Source organism: Sporosarcina sp. E16_8 (assembly GCF_017347095.1).
In the GTDB taxonomy this organism is placed as follows: domain Bacteria; phylum Bacillota; class Bacilli; order Bacillales_A; family Planococcaceae; genus Sporosarcina.
This window is the reverse complement of sequence record NZ_JADPRZ010000029.1, coordinates 1-19,384: the sequence shown is the minus strand read 5'-3', so window position 1 is coordinate 19,384 and position 19,384 is coordinate 1. Positions and strand designations below refer to the sequence as shown.

The 19,384-nt window shown below is 41.6% G+C and carries 15 protein-coding genes; 1 reads left to right on the top strand and 14 read right to left on the bottom strand.

All coding sequences use genetic code 11. From position 1 onward, the window contains the following. Positions 1-176: 176 nt before the first annotated feature. The 14 genes from I2484_RS14690 to corA form a co-directional block, all read right to left on the bottom strand. Positions 177-1,613 (bottom strand): DEAD/DEAH box helicase, encoded by a 1,437-nt coding sequence (locus I2484_RS14690; RefSeq protein ID WP_207151792.1) that lies wholly within the window; start codon positions 1,611-1,613, stop codon positions 177-179. Positions 1,614-2,068: 455 nt separating this feature from the next. Further along, complete coding sequence (gene ptsG / locus I2484_RS14685) at positions 2,069-4,111, bottom strand: glucose-specific PTS transporter subunit IIBC (RefSeq protein WP_207151791.1); 2,043 nt, start codon at positions 4,109-4,111, stop codon at positions 2,069-2,071. 394 nt (positions 4,112-4,505) lie between these two features. After that, on the bottom strand, positions 4,506-5,348 hold the full coding sequence (gene glcT / locus I2484_RS14680; RefSeq protein WP_207151790.1) for a glucose PTS transporter transcription antiterminator GlcT: 843 nt from the start codon (positions 5,346-5,348) through the stop codon (positions 4,506-4,508). Between the two features lie 352 nt (positions 5,349-5,700). Then, a complete protein-coding gene (locus I2484_RS14675) occupies positions 5,701-7,263 on the bottom strand; it encodes an acyl-CoA carboxylase subunit beta (protein WP_255551460.1) in 1,563 nt (520 codons plus the stop codon). Positions 7,264-7,275: 12 nt separating this feature from the next. After that, positions 7,276-8,946, bottom strand: coding sequence for an AMP-binding protein (locus tag I2484_RS14670; protein ID WP_346014198.1), 1,671 nt, complete (start codon positions 8,944-8,946; stop codon positions 7,276-7,278). Between the two features lie 196 nt (positions 8,947-9,142). Beyond that, the gene (locus tag I2484_RS14665; RefSeq protein ID WP_207151788.1) at positions 9,143-10,117 is read right to left on the bottom strand and encodes a quinone oxidoreductase family protein; all 975 of its coding nucleotides are present in this window, start codon (positions 10,115-10,117) and stop codon (positions 9,143-9,145) included. 15 nt (positions 10,118-10,132) lie between these two features. After that, the gene (locus I2484_RS14660) at positions 10,133-11,905 is read right to left on the bottom strand and encodes an acyl-CoA dehydrogenase family protein (RefSeq protein ID WP_255551459.1); all 1,773 of its coding nucleotides are present in this window, start codon (positions 11,903-11,905) and stop codon (positions 10,133-10,135) included. Next, entirely contained in the window at positions 11,895-12,656 is a 762-nt protein-coding gene (locus I2484_RS14655; RefSeq protein WP_207151787.1) for a 2-phosphosulfolactate phosphatase, read from the bottom strand. The genes I2484_RS14660 and I2484_RS14655 overlap by 11 nt, the downstream gene beginning before the upstream one ends. After that, positions 12,653-13,669, bottom strand: coding sequence for a phosphotransferase family protein (locus I2484_RS14650; protein ID WP_207151811.1), 1,017 nt, complete (start codon positions 13,667-13,669; stop codon positions 12,653-12,655). The genes I2484_RS14655 and I2484_RS14650 overlap by 4 nt, the downstream gene beginning before the upstream one ends. 98 nt (positions 13,670-13,767) lie before the next feature. Beyond that, positions 13,768-14,631: a 3-hydroxyacyl-CoA dehydrogenase family protein gene (locus I2484_RS14645; protein WP_207151786.1), complete on the bottom strand. Its 864-nt coding sequence runs from the start codon at positions 14,629-14,631 to the stop codon at positions 13,768-13,770. A 3-nt stretch (positions 14,632-14,634) separates the two neighbouring features. Next, positions 14,635-15,204 (bottom strand): TetR/AcrR family transcriptional regulator, encoded by a 570-nt coding sequence (locus I2484_RS14640; protein WP_207151785.1) that lies wholly within the window; start codon positions 15,202-15,204, stop codon positions 14,635-14,637. Continuing rightward, positions 15,201-15,974, bottom strand: coding sequence for an SDR family oxidoreductase (locus tag I2484_RS14635; protein WP_207151784.1), 774 nt, complete (start codon positions 15,972-15,974; stop codon positions 15,201-15,203). The genes I2484_RS14640 and I2484_RS14635 overlap by 4 nt, the downstream gene beginning before the upstream one ends. 2 nt (positions 15,975-15,976) lie before the next feature. Then, on the bottom strand, positions 15,977-17,203 hold the full coding sequence (locus I2484_RS14630; protein WP_207151783.1) for an acyl-CoA dehydrogenase: 1,227 nt from the start codon (positions 17,201-17,203) through the stop codon (positions 15,977-15,979). A 443-nt stretch (positions 17,204-17,646) separates the two neighbouring features. Continuing rightward, positions 17,647-18,609, bottom strand: a complete 963-nt coding sequence (gene corA, locus I2484_RS14625; RefSeq protein ID WP_207151782.1) for a magnesium/cobalt transporter CorA — start codon at positions 18,607-18,609, stop codon at positions 17,647-17,649. A 168-nt stretch (positions 18,610-18,777) separates the two neighbouring features. Between corA and I2484_RS22025 the strand changes: the two genes are divergently transcribed. Beyond that, entirely contained in the window at positions 18,778-19,176 is a 399-nt protein-coding gene (locus tag I2484_RS22025) for a DUF5658 family protein (protein WP_481886412.1), read from the top strand. Positions 19,177-19,384: the final 208 nt, after the last annotated feature.

Below are 19,384 nucleotides of genomic sequence, written 5' to 3'. Positions count from 1 at the left end.
GTCGCGCACTTAAGCTGCGTTCCTTTTAGGCGCCTTCCGCTTTTCTTAGTGTCTAGCTACAGGCGCCAGCCGCTCGGGTCATAAGCAATCCTGCTATGTGGCAAAGGCCGCCACGTCGCAGGATCGACTTATGCCTGTCGCGTCTAGAAGGCGCCTTCCGCTTTTCAAATGGGCAGTTATTTATTCGCTATATGCACTTTCAATAACTTTCCTTTAACCGTTGTCGTTTTCATTTCATTTAATACGAGTTTGCCTTTACCGTTCAAAATGTCAATATACGTCACAGTGTCCTGTATTTTGATGATTCCAATGTCTTCTGCCGACACGCCTGCAATATTTGTAATTGTACCGACGAAGTCAACAGCACGTAGCTTTTTCTTTTTTCCGCCATTGAAATACAATTTAATAATATCTTTGTTCACTTGAACATTTTTGTTCTTTTTCAATTCAGGTAGACTTTCCAACTTTTCGGTAAATGCCCCCATTGCTACTACAACTGCCTGTTTCGATGGAGCATTGCGTTGTTGAATTTCAAATCCGATGTACGCTTCAATCTCATCAAGCAAGTGATTTTCATTAGGCGTGACGAAAGAAATTGCTTTCCCTCTCTTACCAGCCCGACCAGTTCTCCCTACTCTGTGCACATAGCTTTCAGTTTCCACAGGCAGGTCATAGTTAATTACGTGCGTAATGCTGTCGATATCAATACCACGTGCAGCAACATCTGTCGCAACCAAGTAGCGGAATTCACCTCGCTTGAACTCATCCATAACAGAGAAACGGTCTTCCTGCATCATACCGCCATGTAGCTTATCGCAAGTATAGTGTAGTTTTTCAAGCTGTTCAGTAACACTGTCCACCTGATCTTTAGTCCGGCAAAAAATAATACAGCTATCTGGATTTTCAACAACAGTCACATCGCGTAGCAGGTCAAATTTCTGCGGATCCCTTACGATAATGAGTGAGTGGTCAATTTGATCCGTCAGTGTCACAGTTGAAGCTATCTCAATATTTTTCGGGTTGTTCATGTATTTACTGCTTAGTTTGCCAATCTTTTCAGGAAGTGTTGCTGAGAACAGCATAGTCGTTCTGTTTTTCGGTAATTTATTAATAATCGATTCGACTTGGTCAATAAAGCCCATATTTAGCATTTCATCAGCTTCATCAAGTACGAGATATTTAATTTGGTCAAGCACAAGCGAACCTCGCTCAATATGATCGAATACACGCCCCGGTGTTCCCACAACTACGTGGCATTTTTGCTTCAGTTCTTCTTTCTGATAAGCATATGGGGATTTTCCGTAGACAGCAGCTGCCTTAATACGCTTAAAACGACCAATGTTTGTTATGTCTTCTTTGACCTGGTCTGCCAGTTCGCGTGTCGGTGTTAGGATTAGTGCTTGTGGTTTATTCTCGTCCCAGTTCACCATTTCACAGATAGGGATTCCAAAAGCCGCCGTCTTCCCGCTCCCCGTCTGTGATTTGACAACTAAATCGTTTTTAGTAAGTGCCGCGGGAATTACTTTCTCCTGCACTTCTGTAGGTGATGAATACCCAAGCCCGTCTAGCGCCCGTGTAATCTCCTTGCTTAAGTTATAATCTTGAAATGTCATTGTTAATCAGCCTCTCATTCTAAGTGTATTATCTCACAAACAGGGGCGATTCGTCAGTTAAGGAAGTCTTCTGACACTAATTTTAAGAGTGATATGCAAAAAAAACACGTCTGTTGATTGACCATTTTCTTGTATAAGGTACTGGTAAGATAGGCGCAATATTCTTCATTTGGACTAGTACGTTTCCCTAAAATGAAAAACCATAGAAAAGAAGTGAGCATTGAATATCACCCTCTGTAACTAGGCGGTATATCTCGCCAGTATAACGAACAAATCTTGCGAAGAAGTGACAAAGCGGTGTTAGAAGAACATTCCATTTGTTAAGTTCCGACTATATAGTGTTTGATTAAGTTGTTTTCTGGTTATTTTTAGTTAATCAACATATACAAAAAAAAGAAAGAAATCAGCCATTTTATACATGGCTGATTTCTTTCTAAAGATCCCTTACGCTATTCTTATTTTTTAATCGTAATAATGTTTTCTTCTTGCAATTCAACAGTACCTGACTTATTAATAACGACTGACTCACCCTCAAATAGATTAGTAAAGATAATCGGGGTAATAATTGAAGTCGCATGCTCCTTAATATAATCAATATCGAATTTCAACAAAGGCTGTCCTTTTTGAACACGATCTCCTTGTGCAACTAGAGCTTCGAAACCTTTACCATCTAGTTTAACCGTATCAATTCCAACATGAATTAAAATTTCTCTTCCTGAATCAGCTTGAATCCCTAATGCATGTTTTGTCGGGAAGAAAGTAACGATTGTTCCATCCACTGGTGAAACAACAGTACCTTCAGATGGCATAATCGCAAAACCATCGCCCATCATTTTTTCGGCGAACACTGCATCAGGTACTTCCGAAAGTGGCTTAATCTCACCTTGTATTGGTGATATAAACAGATCTGTCACTTGATTAGAAGTAACTTTACTTTCAGGTTGAATAGGTTGTTCGATCACCTCAGAACGAGGTCGTTTCCCACTGATTACATCTTGCATTTGACCTTTAATAATTTCAGATCGTGGGCCGAATATGGCTTGAATATTATTACCAACTTCAAGTACACCTGCCGCACCTAACTTTTTCAATTCTTTTTTATTTACGGCTTGAACATCAATAACAGATACACGAAGCCTTGTAATACAAGCATCTAACTGGCTGATATTCTTTTGACCGCCCATTGCTTCAAGAATATTGTAAGCAAGATCAGTGTTCCCCTTCGGACTCGTTTTCGCTTCTTCAGTATCATCATCGTCATCTGCTTCACGTCCCGGCGTCATTAGATTAAACTTACTAATCATAAAGCGGAACAAGAAGTAATAAATCACTGCAAAAACAAGGCCGAGTAATACGGCGATCCACCATGATTCTTTGCCCGGTAAAATACCGAAGAGGAAGAAGTCAATGGCTCCACCTGAGAAGGTGTAACCGATATGAACTTCCAAGAATGTCATTAATACAAATGATAATCCATCTAAAACAGCATGGAGTAAGAAAAGTATAGGCGACAGGAATAAGAATGAAAATTCAAGTGGCTCAGTTATCCCTGTTAAGAATGAGGTTAAAGCACCTGATGCTAATAGTCCTGCAACTAACTTTTTCTTTTCAGGTAGCGCTGCATGATACATCGCAAGCGCCGCCGCTGGTAAACCAAACATCATAATCGGGAATTCTCCACCCATGAAGTTACCAGCTGTAAGCTGTACACCATCTTTTAACTGTGCAAAGAAGATTGTCATATCACCGCGAACCACTGAACCAGCGGCCGTCGTATATGTACCAAATTCATACCAGAACGGCGCATGGAAAATATGGTGCAATCCAAACGGGATTAGCAAACGTTTGATAAATCCAAAGAAGAATACAGCGATATATGTACCTTCATCGAGTAACCAAAGTGATGCACTGTTCATTCCAGCTTGAACTGTCGGCCAAATAACGATTAGTAGCAACCCAGCTACGAAAGCCGCGCCAGCCGTAGCGATTGGAACGAACCGTTTCCCTGCAAAGAACCCAAGGAAGGAAGGCATTTCAATGTCATGAAACTTGTTGTAACAAAACGCAGCTATCAAACCTACGATAATCCCGCCGAAAACTCCGGTTTGTAACGTTGGAATTCCGAAAACAAGTGCATAGGCCGGATTATCAGCAAGCATGTCCGGTGTAATCCCGAGCCATGAACTCATCACTTGATTCAATACTAAGTAACCAACAAGTGCGGCAAGTGCTGCAGCACCATCTTTTGCTAACCCAATCGCAACACCAATTGCAAAGATGAGCGGTAAATTACCAAAAATAATTCCACCTGCGTCTTCCATGACAGTTGCTGTCAACTGGATCCAATCTGCAGACAAAAACGGCAGATAATTAAGCATTGTTTCTTGCTGTGCAGCATTACCTATACCAAGCAGCAAACCTGCTGCCGGAAGTAAAGCCACTGGAAGCATTAAAGCTTGGCCAACTTTTTGCAAAACGCCAAAAGTCTTTTTAAACATTTCAAAACCTCCTAAATAATTAATAAGCCATCGGGTTTTTCCAACTATATAGGTTGACATAAAGAATTCCATTGAATTCGCTACGGCACTCGGGGATGCCTCCATCGTTAGGGGGCATTCGCCTAGTTTAGTAGGTACTCGTTTGTTCAACATATATAAATACAAAAAGACATGAGAAAAAAGGAATTGAAATAAGCCCAAGAGTTGCCCCCCAAACTTTCATCAATCATCTTTTTACTCATGCCTGATCGAATCAGTAACACGTACGAAGATAATATTTTTATAAATTATGTCTGACGCCAATTGTATTACCCAATGACTTTATTTAATAATATTATCATAGTTATTAGAACCTTGCAAATAATATTATTTAACTCATAACAGGCCACTATTTTCATTCCATTTTTGCTTGAATCCGTTGGAGATGAAGTGTTAGGTAAACCGCTTCGGCCTCATAGATTTCTTTTTGTAATGTTTGTTGCATTACTTTAATCAGCTTCCAAGCTAAATTATAACAAATTGGATACTCCATTTTTAACAGTCTTGTAATTTTTTTCGGCTCTGCAATCTTTTCTCCACGTACCACCCGCTCAATTGTAAAACGAAGATGGCGGATCAACCGCATATAATCGATACTATTCTTATCAACGGCTACGTCAAGTTGTTCTTCGATCATTTTGACGAGCCGAATAATCAAATCTGAATTCGTCGTTAATTCACGCACATTTTTATTCACAAGAGCACTGTGAATATGTAAGGCAATGAAACCAATTTCCCCTTCAGGTAGCGCAACAGTTAACTGTTTATTAACCATTTCTGTCACTTCAGCAGCAATTTTATATTCATCAGGATAAAGTGCCTTTGTCTCCAGTAAAAAAGGATTCCGAATTACCATTCCCCGCCTCATCCGATTAACCGCAAAGAACAAATGGTCTGTCAGCGCTACGTGAATATGTTCATTCAACTGCATGCCAGCTCGCTCCCGAATAATTTCGACTGCAGAAATGAGTACTTTTAACGTCTTTTCATCAAGAGTGGAAATAAGTTGCTTGTACTGCTCCTGCTCTTCAGGATCATTCAATACAAACAATTTCTCAACTTTTTCTCGAATAATCGACTCTCCAGCTTTGTTATCAAAGCCGATGCCTCGACCAATTAAAACGACCTCATCTCCATTAACATCAGTTGCAATGAGAACATTATTATTCAATGCCTTCTTAATTAGATACGTTTTCATCCATCTATCCCCATTATCTTTTCTTGACTCTATTCTAGCACTAATCTCAATTGAATAGGTGCTTTTGACTCACTTAAAGAAAGATTCAAGTACTGAGCTATATAGTCGGCACTTAACACTCCTAACACCCCTTCTTCGCTTGGTAATGGCCTCATGCAATAAGCCCACCGGAAGGTCATTGATGAGGGATCGAACTGCATCCCTCCTCGATTTCAATGGCCGCGGCGCATGTAGGATACGGAGTGCAGCCTTCGCTAAATTTGCTCGTTATACCACCTAGTTAATTCTAAATAGGTAGTGCGTATATATACTCGCATTTCCACTTAATGGGATAAATTATTCTGATTCATCCTCAAAAACCTGTCGGCCAATTTGCCAAACGTCGTTCACTTTTGCTGCCATTTTTATTACATGCGTATTCGAGAGCCTGGCATAAAAACTTACGAGTGTCGCGTGGATCAATCACATCATCAATGTAATGCTCTGCTGCCGCCTTGTAAGGTGAACTATCAAAAGCCCATTTCTTCAATAGTTCTTCTCTTTCTCTTTTTGGATCATCTGCTCGTTCCAATTGCCGACCATAAACTACATTAATACCCACCTCAGGGCCAGTAAAGTTTATTTCTGCGGTTGGCCAGGCAACGACGAAATCTGCCCCCATCGTTGGGCCACACATATTGCCATAGGCAGCCCCAACACTCTTGCGAATGATGACGGATATTTTTGGTACAGTTGATTGTGCCAGGGCTTGATTCCATACCATGATTTTTGTTGGCATTTTCTCCTTTTCGGCTTGGTTACTGACACGGAAGCCCGGCGTATCATGCAAAAAGATAAGTGGAATATGAAAAGAATCACATAAGCAAATAAAATCAGTCGCTTTTTCACACTCTTCTGGACCAGCAGCCCCTGCATACTTATTTGGCTGATTCGCTATAATGCCGACTACTCTGCCATTTAAATGAGATAAAATCGTTAATAATGCTGGGCCATAGGTAGATTTATATTCGAAATAGTCCCCATCATCTACAAGTTCCTTCACTATTTCTTTCATATTATAAATACGATTAGACTCTTTTGGTAAAATGTCTAGTACATGATCCACCCGGCGTGATGGATCATCGTTCGTTACTCTTATAGGCGGCTCTTCTGAAGCATTGGACGGCATGTATTGGAAGAAATCCTTCATTTGATCGATACATGCTTCTACCGTTTCCCCGAATGCATCTACTTGGCCTGTATCTCGCGCATGAACTTCCCAACCACCCAGTTCCTCTTTTGAAATCTTTTGGCCTGTTGCCATTTCCAGCATGCGTGGGCCAGCAACCGCCATACACGTCCCCTTCAATTGAGTAACGAAATCTGAAGAAACCGCCATCCAAGTCGGTCCCCCAAAACTATCACCAAGAATACTTGTTATAGAAGGTACTTCCCGCCCAACCATGAGCATTTCTTGTGGGAACAACTTCGTACTGATACCGTCGGAACCCATTCCATCGGGCATTCGTAGGCCACCACCTTCACTCAGGTTAAACATTGGCATTCCACGCTTAATTGCGTATGCGAAAAGCCACTTCGACTTCCTTAAATGTACGGTTCCTTCCGTTCCCGCAAACACCGTTTTATCCCCCGCTTGAATAACGGCAGGACGGCCGTTTACTTTTCCAATGCCACCGATTAATCCATCACCCGCACTTTTATCTTCTGATCCAATGACATCGGAATGATTTAACATCCCAAGCTCCATGAAGGTACCTTCATCAACAAGTAATTCGATTCTTTCCCTTGCCGTATAATTACCGCTTTCACGTTGTAGATTTAATCTATCAATTCCGCCATTAAACTGGGCTTTTTGCTTTCTTTCTTCTAAATCTTTCACCGCCATATGAATTGTTTCTACAGCATTTTTCGTCATATATGACTCCTTTCAATCCTTGTTATCTTTTAGCAGTCTTCTTAAGACTTTCCCTGAACTTGTTGTAGGCAGTACGTCTATAAACTCTATTTCTCTTGGATATTTATAAGCAGCCATATTTTCTTTTGCCCATTCAATCATTTTCGATTCCTGTATATTGTTTTTGAAATCTGGTTTTAAGACAACGAAAGCTTTCACGCTTTCTCCTCTTTTTTCGTCAGGTACACCGATCACTACACTTTGTAAGATAGCGGGGTGACGGCTAAGCAATGCTTCTACATCTTCTGGAAAAACACTATACCCCGAACACTTAATCATTTCCTTTACACGTCCGAGATAATACAAATAGCCATCTTCATCTATTTTCCCGATATCCCCCGTGTAAACCCAACCATCCCGCAACGTTTCCGCTGTTGCCTCCGGATGATTTAAGTACCCTTTGAAAACACCCGGGTTCTTCAATATAATTTCTCCTTCATGCCCTATCGATAAGTCATCTCCTGTTAGTGGATCTATAATTCTTAACTCAGTTTCATAAGTTGGTATGCCACAACTGCCGAATTTGATTTTTTCTTGCGGCATGAATGTATCTCCTGTATGTGTTTCGCTCAACCCATAGGAGGCTTCAAACATAAGGCAGCCATCCGTAACTTCTTTCCATCTGGCTGCCAATGATTCAGTTACAGCAATTCCAAAACTAGTCGCCATATTTTTCCTGAGTGATGATATATCACTATTTCCGATAGTCGGTAAGCTTAAAATAGCGGCGTTCATGGCTGCTATACTATACCAAGTTGTCACTCGATATTTTTCGATCGCAGCAATTGTGATTTGCGGATCAAATCTTGTAAGTAATACCGTTTTACAACCGCTATACACGGGAATATTTACTCCCATAAGCATGCCCGCAATATGGCAGAGCGGCGCAACTGTCAACATGATATCAGTCGCTTTTAGTTGATTTGTATCAACATTTGCAGCAGTTTTAAATAATGCATTGCCATGCGTCAGCATTGCGGCTTTTGGTCTCCCAGATGTACCTGAAGTAAACGCCAATAATGCAACATCTTCCCATATATTAATCGATGGATATTCTTTTAATGGTTCCATCGTATTCAAAACTTCGAGAAAATCTATTGTATTTTCATGACGAATTTTCGGTAGGTTATATTCATTCGGAAACAATAGCGAAGGTTTCTCAGGTAGATAGTCAATGTAGTTGGTCGTTATTATAAACTCCAGTGTTGGCGTTTCATTGGCGACTTTTTCAATATGTCCATATAGCTCCTGACCTGCAATTACAGCTTTCACTCCACTTTCACTTATTAAATAAACAAGTTCGGCTTCTTTGTACATAGGATTTAAAGGAACAACAATGGCACCAATTCGCTGAATGGCATAATGACCAATTAAATACTGGGGACAGTTTTGCAAATACAGACCCATTCGATCTCCTTTTACAATTCCTTCTGTCTTAAAAAATTGGGCCAAGCGATCAATAGCTCCATTTAGTTCTTTCCAGGTAAGTTCATTACCGTAAAATTGATAGGCTACTTGATTTGGGGAATCTTCCGCATTACGTTTAACATATTCATGTAATGGAATTTCACCACAGCGATACGTTAACTCTCTAGAAACACCACTTGGCCAGCTCTTTTGTAAAACATCATTCAAATTCTTCACCATCCTATTCCTTTTAATAGACTCCAACTACCTATATATATTGAACATATGAATACATATGAAAAATAAGCGAAGGCGCCTACCAGAGGTAGCCGAAGCCCTAAGACAGATAGCGCAGCGGTTAGGCTTAGGGCGGGAGGCATCCTCTAGCGCCGAAGCGGATTTGAAGGGAATCTTTAACTCAACTACCGAATGATCAAGGCACCAAAACTAGTTTCCCCATCGTTTTTCTCCCCTGCATCAGTCGATGTACATCTGCCGCCTCTTCCAGTCTGTACGTGCCACCAATCGTCAATGTTAAATCACCGCTTTCAATATACCCGAGTAGTTCCTTAAAACTAGCTTGGTACATGTCATAATTATTCATGATTTGTGGCAAGAAAAATCCAATGACAGATTGATTGCGGCGCATTAATTCTCCAGCAAGTAATGGTGAAGATTCACCGCTTGCTGCACCAAAAACAACCACACGACCAAATGGGGCCAGGCATTTCAGCGTCTTTCGGAAAATATCGCCACCGACCATTTCAAGTGCTAGATCCGCCCCTTTACCGCCGGTAAGTTCGCGGACCTTTAATTCCCAACCTTCCTCTGTGTAATTTACAACATGATCGGCACCCATTTCTTTTGCATGCGCCAATTTTTCATCACTGCTTGCAGTAGCAATAATCTTGCCTGCACCGAAGATTTTTGCAAGTTGGACTGTAATTGCACCGACCCCGCCTGCTGCTGCATGAACGAGAACAGTTTCTCCTTTTTCAAGCCGTCCCATTGTCTTTAAAATATGGTAAGCCGTTTGTCCTTGCAAAGGTAGCGCGACAGCATCTACAAAATCAACACCGTCAGGAATAGGTGCGAGTGCCATCTCATGAAGATTGACATACTCCGCATAACCCGCCGATTCGATTAATGACACGACGCGCATACCAGGTTTATAACGTTTAACGTCTTTTCCTACTTCGGTAATAATGCCCGCAACTTCAGCTCCAGGCATGAACGGCAGCGGAGTCGGTACAACGTATTTCCCTTCACGACGTGCAATATCCGCATAATTCACACCAATTGCCTTCACTTCAACTAACACTTCTTGATCACCGACTGTTGGTGTAACGATATCTACTAGCTCCAACACGCCCGGACCTCCATACGCTTCAAATCGAATTGCTTTCATCTTCAAAATCCCCCTTTAAGATATATACTGCCCTGATTCATTAATGGCTTTCGCAATAGCCCTCTTCGTTTGGATCGTTCCTTCACGCGCCAGGTCACTCAATCGATTTGTCACATCAGCAACTGCTGTCTTGCGCTTCTCTCCTGTTGTGATGCCCACTATCAATTTACGAGTAATCATTTCAACTTCGAAAAGCGTATCGTCAATCAAGGCTTCTGTCAGTTGAATTTTAAGGACAGATTTCCCTTCACCCTTTTTCACAATTGATTTCTCAGTTCGCAGTACAGCAGATTCAGCTGCATATAGGGCAATTGCTATGTCTGCCAGTTTCAGTAACGTTTCTTGTTCATCAACAATACGGGATGCAAAAGCTTCATAAGCAAAGCCTATGGACAACAAAAACACATTGCGTATTGCACGGATTGCCTCTTTTTCACGAGCCAGAATGTCACCCGGTAATGTTGTTGATTGCTTCAGTTCCACAATTGCTTGCCCAACTAGCTTTTGGAGTGGGACCATTCCTTTCCCCACTTGTTGCAAAAGAGCCATTGGTATGAGCAATCTGTTGATTTCATTTGTGCCTTCGAAAATGCGGTTAATGCGCGAATCACGATACATTTGCTCTACCTTGTACTCTTTTATAAAGCCATAACCGCCATGAAGTTGAAGTGATTCATCAGCAACGTAATCCAAGGTTTCAGAACCATATACTTTGCAGATAGCGGTTTCTACAGCATACTCCCTCATTCTGTCTGCAATAAGCTTCGTGTCATCTGACTCGTCCAATTCACCTAGTGCACCTTCAAGATAGGAAGCAGTCCGGTATTGAAGGGACTCTGCTGCATAAATTCGGATGGCCATATCAGCGACTTTTTCTTCGGTAGCTGTAAATGAAGCAACCGTCTTGCCAAATTGTTGACGTTCATTCGTATAATCAATAGCTAATTTGAAGCTGAATTTTGCTGCTCCTGTACAGGCAGAACCGAGATTGAAGCGGCCTAGATTCAGTACGTTCAATGCGATATGATGTCCTTTTCCGATTTCACCTAATAAGTTTCCGACAGGCACTTCACAGTTGTCGAAAAACACGGCTGTCGTGGACGACCCTTTGATGCCCATCTTCTGTTCTTCTGGTCCGAGGGTTAAGCCTGGAAAGTCTTTTTCAACGATGAATGCCGTGAACTTTGCTCCATCTACTTTTGCATAGACAATGAATGTATCGGAAAATGAAGCATTTGTAATAAACATCTTCGTGCCATTCAATAAATAATGCGTTCCCTCTTCATTCAGTAGTGCTGTAGTCGATGCAGCTAGAGCATCCGACCCGGCAGAAGGTTCAGTTAGGCAATAAGCTCCAATAAATTCACCAGATGCAAGCTTTGGCAAATACCTTTCTTTTTGCCCCTGCGATCCGAAATAAGTAATCGGTAGCGTTGCGATACATGTGTGATTGGAATGCGCAACGCTATAACCGCCTGCAGCACCTATAATTTCTCCTACAAGCCCTTTCGTGACTTTATCGAGGCCAAGCCCACCGTATTTCTCGGGGATACTATGGGCAAGCAAACCCAATTCTCCTGCTTTTCTAAGAAGTGACCTAACAAGTGTAAAGTCCCCTCCCTCAATTTGTTCATTGTGAGGCCGCACTTCTTTTTCAATGAACTTCTTAGCCGTATCAGCAATCATATGGTGTTCTTCTGTAAAATCTTCTGGGGTAAAAATAGCTTCTGGTTGTGACGCGCTGTGTAAAAATGAAGTACCCCGATAGGTTAGTTGATCAGTAGTCAATCGCTTTATCCCCTTTCACAATCATATTCCCGTTGTCAAATTCAGGTACAACCTCAATCATTCCTCTACTAGCGGAATAAAGTATATCTTCCTCTAAATGCGCTTGCATAAGCATCTGACCTGTTAAAGATGTTTTGAGTATCGAAACGGAATTTTCTTTATTCCCCCTATAAAAATACAAGGCTGCTTTCGCAGAATCCGTCAGATCCCACGACTCATTTTGTTGGAGTAATTCATCAATGAAATAGCCTGCCCCGTAAAAGTCCTCTAGGGAAAACTGCTTCATGGTTCCGGCGCAGATTAAAATGACTGAATCATCCACATGTTCTATTGCTACTTTTTGTGCAACTGCTTGCCCATTTATAAGGGAGGCGGCGAATACCTTTTTGGCGTTCGCGACATGACGAATAGCGACGGTGCCATTCGTCGTCGAAAGGATGATGGTTTTTCCCTTAGCAACTTGTTTAAGTTTAGAGGGTAGCGGATCAACAAAACCTTCAATGGTTAATCCCTCAGATTCTCCGGCAATAATCACCGTCGTTTTTTCAAAACTCCCCGCTACTCTCAAGGCTTCCTCCCCGTTCATTACAGGGATAACTTCCTTTGCTCCGTGATGAAGCAGCGTGGCGATTGTCGTTGTCGCAAGTAAAACATCAAACACAACTGCCACTTTATCTTTATCAATCAACTCCGGCACAATAGCTTCTTTTTGAAGAATGACATGAAGCTTTGGTCTAGTTACAGTCATCATTTTGTCGTTCCAATCATCGCTTGCCTGATTAGTATCTCTACGAATTTATCCATATGGGCGAAGCGTACATCTGTCGTTTGTCCATTTTTATAGCGGTAATAGATTTGCTGACAAATGACAGCGAGCTTAAAATACGCAAAGGTACTATAATAATTAATGTTCGTCATATCCCGTCCACTTTTCTCCGCGTAACGCGCAATAAATTCTTCACGTGTAAAAAATCCTTTTTGAATCGTAATCGGTGGTTTACCAAGTCCATGCAGTAGCTGATCCGGATCATCTGCCTGCATCCAGTAACTTAGTGCCGCCCCGACATCTGCAAGAGGGTCTCCAACAGTCGTCATTTCCCAGTCAAACAATCCTGCCATCTCAGAATAATCAGGTGAAAATAGCGCATTATTTACTTTATAATCATAATGAATAATTGTTGGTTCAGCTGATGCAGGAAGATTTTTCTGCAACCATGAAGTTAGTGCTGCAACCTCCTCAATAGCAGATGTCTTCGCCTTTTCATAGCGTCCAATCCAGCCATGAACTTGTCTTTCCAAGAACCCATCCGGCTTGACCATCTCAACAAGTGCAGTTTTTTTGTAATCAATTGCGTGTAACTCCACAAGTTTATCGACCATAATTTCAGATACTTTTCTTCCTAATTCTTCAGTAGAATTCGTACCAATCGGAAAGACTGTATCAAGAACAATTCCATGCCGTCTTTCCATAACGAAAAATGGGCTACCTAAGATAGTTAGATCATCACAAAAGACAAGTGGTTTCGGTGCCGTTGGATAAACAGGATGAAGTGCAGATAATACACTGAATTCTCGTTCCATATCATGTGCTTTCGCAGCAACTGGACCAAGTGGTGGACGTCGAAGTACAGCTTGCCAAGTTCCAATTTCGAGTTCATAGGTTAAATTAGAATGGCCCGTTCCAAACTGCCGAATTCCAAGTTCACCTTCTGGTAAATCGGCACAATTCTCCCGAAGAAATCGCATGAGGACTTCTGCGTCCATTCCTTCTCCCTTTCGGACAGGTATGGTATCGTTGGTTGTTTTTGCCACATTAATCACTCCCTATTCTCTTGGATATAATTCACCCCTAATAGCCACGATTAATAGGAATAGAATCCTTGTCCCGTTTTACGTCCTAAATGACCTGCCTCTACTTTTTGCACAATACATGCAGCTGGCTTGCCTGCCTGATTTCCCGATTCCGCGAATTGCTGTTGCATGACAAAATTGACAACATCCGCGCCGGATAAATCAATAAGTTCAAACGGTCCCAATGGATGCCCAAGCGATTTTTTCACGATTAAATCTATATCTTTAAAATCAGCAATTCCATTTTCATAAAGGGCAATTGCTTCTTTATGAATAGCGCCTAATATACGGTTTGCGACAAAGCCGGAAATTTCCTTTCGAAGGATGATCCCCTCCTTGCCGATTTGTTTACAAACAGTCAACGCAGTTTGTGCTGTTTCTTCAGACGTTTCTTCGCTCATGACGATTTCCACACACTCCATTACGAGTGGCGGGAAGAAGAAATGTGCGTTACAAACCTTATCAGGACGTTCTGTTACTTCTGCAAGCAACGAGTTGACAATAGTCGAACTGTTAGTAGCTAAAATAGCATGTTTCGGTGTAAGACGGTCCAATTCCCTAAACAATTCCTGTTTACTAACTAGTTTTTCTACAATCGCTTCGATTACAAAATCTGCATCTTTCGCGGCTTCATCTAGACTATCCGTGAACGTGAGATTTTCAAAAGCAACTTCCTTGCTAGCAGCAGTTAACTTCCCACTTGCAACCCATTTATCCATACGCTTTTTCAAGCGCTTTTCTGCATCCTTCAGCGCTTCAACATTTACATCCTGCAATGAAGTTCTGTATCCTCCAAGCGCGCACAGCATAGCGATCTGATGCCCCATTTGTCCCGCTCCAACAACAAGAATATGCTTAATTTCATTCGAACTCATCATTCATTCCCCCTTCAATTCAATTCCGTGTAAGATGAAATTCATATACATAATCGCAAGTTCTTTTGACGATACATTACCTGTCGGGTCGAACCATTCATAACTCCAGTTTGTAACTCCCAGAATCGCAAAAGTAGTCATTTTAGGATCTAGATTTTCTCGAAACTCCTTCTTTTCGATCCCCTCCTTAATAATTTTCTCAATAGTGAGATGGAACATTCTTCGTTTATTTTTTATGACACTACTGTTTTCCTCTGATAAATGACGCATTTCCCTAAAGTAGACACGCACACTTGAACCTTGTGTCCGAATATCGTTAATCAGCAACCCAACAATTTCCGTAAGCTGATTTCGGCAGCTGTCATCGCTGTCTAAAACCTTCTTTTGTCTGGCTAATAAATCATCGATATAGCGAAGATGGATGTCCATAAGAAGCGTTTCTTTACTTGTAAAATAATAATAGAATGTCCCTTTCGTCACACTGAGCGAATCTACAATGTCCTGAACAGATGTGGAGCTAAAGCCTTTACGCTCAAAAAGTTGAATGCTTTGTCTTGTGAGTTCCTCTTTCATAACGTACTCATTCCACCGTCGACAAGCAGGATATCGCCTGTCACATAGTCAGATGCTTTCGAAGCCAAGAATAATGCGACGCCCTTTAAATCTTCTTCAGATCCTAAGCGGTTTAACGGTGTGGAATTCAAGATATACTCATGCCCTTGCTCAATTGTGGCTTTCGACATTTTGGTTGGGAAAAATCCGGGTGCAATCGCATTGACGTTAATGTTGTGCTGCCCCCATTTCGCCGCGAGATCTTTCGTAAATGTAATGACTGCCCCTTTACTAGTGTTGTAGCCGATGGTATCCATAAAGCTCGGATGCGTCCCGCCCAATCCAGCAACGGATGCTATATTAATGATTTTCCCGCTTCCTTGTTCAATCATGACTTTTCCAACTTCTTGACTCATCAAAAATGTGCCATTAACGTTTACGTCCATTACTTTTTTCCACGCTTCATACGGCATGTCAACAACAGTCGCACCCCATGTTGCCCCGCTATTATTGACGAGTATGTCTATCGTGCCAAAAACCTCCATCGTCTCTTCAACTACCCGTTTTACATCTTGCTGTTTCGTCACATCACACTCAAGCCCCATCGAACGAACACCTAGCGCTTCCAGTTCTTTACTCATTTCACTACAGGCTTCAACATTGCGCGAACAAAGCACAACGTTTGCACCTGCTTCCGCAAACCCTCTTGCAATTTGCGCACCAAGTCCTCTGCCTCCGCCTGTAACGATTGCTGTTTTCCCTGTTAGTTTAAAAAGGTCAAGTACGGTCATAATTAGTTCCCCTTTCCGTGAGCTGCATATTTTTTTAGTTCCAGTCGTGCGATTTGATTGCGATGTACTTCATCGGGTCCATCAGCGAGACGTAGCGTTCTTGAATTCGCCCACTGTGCCGCCAATGTATAGTCTCCGCTTACACCCGCTCCACCGAATGCCTGAATAGCGCGGTCGATTACACGCAGTGCCATATTCGGTGCTGTCACTTTAATCATCGCGATTTCTGCTCTCGCTTCTTTATTGCCTACCGTATCCATCATAAAAGCTGCTTTTAACGTCAAAAGGCGTGCCTGTTCGATATCAATGCGCGATTCTGCAATCCATTCCCGAACGACGCCTTGTTCCGCAATTGATTTCCCGAATGCAGAACGTTGTTGGACACGAATACACATTTCTTCAAGCGCACGTTCAGCAGCACCAATTAACCGCATGCAGTGATGAATTCGCCCAGGTCCTAGGCGTCCTTGAGCGATCGCGAATCCTTTCCCTTCAGCCCACAACATGTTTTCCACTGGCACACGAACATTGTCAAATGTGATTTCCGCATGTCCGTGTGGCGCATGATCATAGCCAAATACGGAAAGCATTCTCTCAATCTTGACTCCGGGTGTATCAAGTGGCACTAAAATCATCGACTGTTGCTCGTATTGCGCAGCATTAGGATCGTTCTTGCCCATGAAAATAGCCACTTTACAACGTGGATCTCCCGCTCCGGATGTCCACCATTTATGCCCATTTACTATATACGCGTCCCCGTCCCTACTAATGCTTGACTCAATGTTTGTTGCGTCACTTGAAGCGACATCCGGTTCAGTCATCGCAAAACATGAACGAATTTCGCCATCTAAAAGCGGTTCGAGCCATTGTTTTTTCTGCGCTTCCGTTCCATATCGCACAAGTACTTCCATATTCCCTGTATCAGGCGCGTTGCAGTTAAATATTTCTGGTCCAATTAGAGAACGGCCCATAATTTCGCATAGTGGTGCATATTCTATATTGGTAAGGCCTGCACCCAGTTCACTGTCAGGAAGAAACAAGTTCCATAGGCCTTTCTCGCGTGCCTTCGCTTTCAACTCTTCCATAATTGGCGGATTTTGTGCCCAGCGATTTTCTTGTGCATTTAACTGTTCGTCAAAAGTCTTTTCATTTGGATAAACAAATTCCTCCATAAATGCCGTCAACTTCTGTTGCAATTCAATTGTCTTTTCCGAGTATGAAAAATTCATGATCTATCTCCATCCTTTCATTCTATGAATAATATGTGTACTAACCGGTCGGTATGTTCAGAATATATCAACTAATCAATATGTTAATGCTTGCTAGTTCATTAATCAAGTAGATATATTTTGAATTAGAGGATTCCGTTAAATTCGCTACGGCGCTCGGGGATGCCTTCCGCCCTAAGCCAGATGAGATATCCTTTAACCTATATGGGATAAACTCTTGGCATTAACTGTATAATTTCTGCGAAGAACGCAGAAATTATACAAACCGAACTCTTCGTTGTTCGGTTGGCTACCCCTTTTAAGGCGCCTTCGCTTAGTCTATGTAGTATTTATTTGTTCAACATATATAGTTTTATAAAGCTAGGAAGAACAACATTAAAAAGGCGCCAGCTATGTAGATGCTGACGCCTTTCGATAAATCTATTCATACAAACGGCTACCATTCAAGATTTAAACATACCCAACCAACCTTTATATTTAAACAATGCCAACATAGATGTCCCTATTACAAGCATAACAATTAATACGATGATGTATCCATATCGCCAAGTAAGTTCCGGCATGAACTCGAAATTCATCCCGTACACACCCGCTATAAATGTCAGGGGAATGAATACGGACGATACAATCGTCAGTATCATCATAATACGGTTCATCTGATTCGAGTTAATCGATAATTGGCTGTCCCTAATATCGGTTGTTAGCTCCCGATTCGATTCAAGAATATCTCCAAGTCGCAGCAAATTATCATAGATATCACTAAAATAAGCTTGTTCATTCGCGGATAACTTTATCCGTTCCGAGTTTATTACCCTATGTAGAAGTTCATGCATCGGCAAGATTGTTCGCCTTAATCGCAATAAATTGCTACGGACTTCAAATACAGAGTCCATTGATAAATGAACCGTTGACGGCGAAAGCATGTCTTCAATATCATCCAGATGATCTTCTATTTTATAAAGTACCGGGAAATAATCATCGACGACTTTATCCATGATCTGATGCGCAACGAAAACATGTCCCTTCTTCCATTTCCCTGGATTCTGAATAATCTTTTCCCTCGCATTTTCTAGCCCCTGAACCGTCGTGTAATGAAAAGTTATGACATAGTTTTTTCCGAGATACAGATTTATCTCTTCAGCTTTTATCGTTTCATGATTTATGGCATGCAATACAAAGAACGCATAGTCATCATAATAATCCAATTTCGGTCGTTGAAGACGGTTCAAACAATCTTCAATAGTAAGAGGATGAAATTGAAAAAATGAATGCAACAAAGAAGACTCTTCTTCATCTGGCTGTTCAAAATCCACCCAGTACCATTTGAATTGACGAGTATGTATGTCTTCTAGCGGGAAATCATACATTAATTTGTTCTCTTCTGTGAGTCCCATCGTTCGGATCAAACGAACACCTTCTTTCTAACTCCACAAATCCTGTTGAAAAGCAGTAAATATAATTGCATAAATAATTCCATTGAATTCACTACAATGCTAAGGGATGCCTTCGCTCGATTTATATAGTATACAAAAGAAAATCATTAACCGCATTGTTCGCACTCTAATTATCCTAGTATGAATACCCACAAGTTATCCCAAACTCTATGTAGAACTTTAACCATTCTCAACAGGGGAGGCGTTACTATTCAAGAACTAAGAGTTACATTTACTGCTTGCAAAATACTAACTATCGCTGGGATTCTTCTTTTACTTTTAACCGTTGCGGATTCATTCTTCACCGATTTCGGCATCCAAAACCAGTATATCACTGAAGCGAATCCATTAATGGCGTTCATCTACGACACAAGCATTTGGGGATTTTACACGCTTAAAATCAGTTTGCCCTGTGTTTTACTCTATTTACTGACAAAGATTGAACCAAAAAGGTATCTAAAACTATTAATCGGATCCGCAATTCTACTTTACAGTGTCGTTCTAGTTCAGCATATTTATTGGTTATCATTGGTCCTATAGAATAAATCACCCAAAAACAAACACCACTCATTCGACTGGAGGCCGCTGAAAAAGTCCTCTATCAAAGTTGTGACTGAAAGTTTCCATTGAAACCACTTCGGCGCTTGCGGATGCCTCCCGCCATAAGCCAGGCAGAAAACCACTGCCAGTCTTATGGCTTCGGCTACCGCTGTAAGGCGCCTTCGCTGGATCTACTTTCGTATTTTAC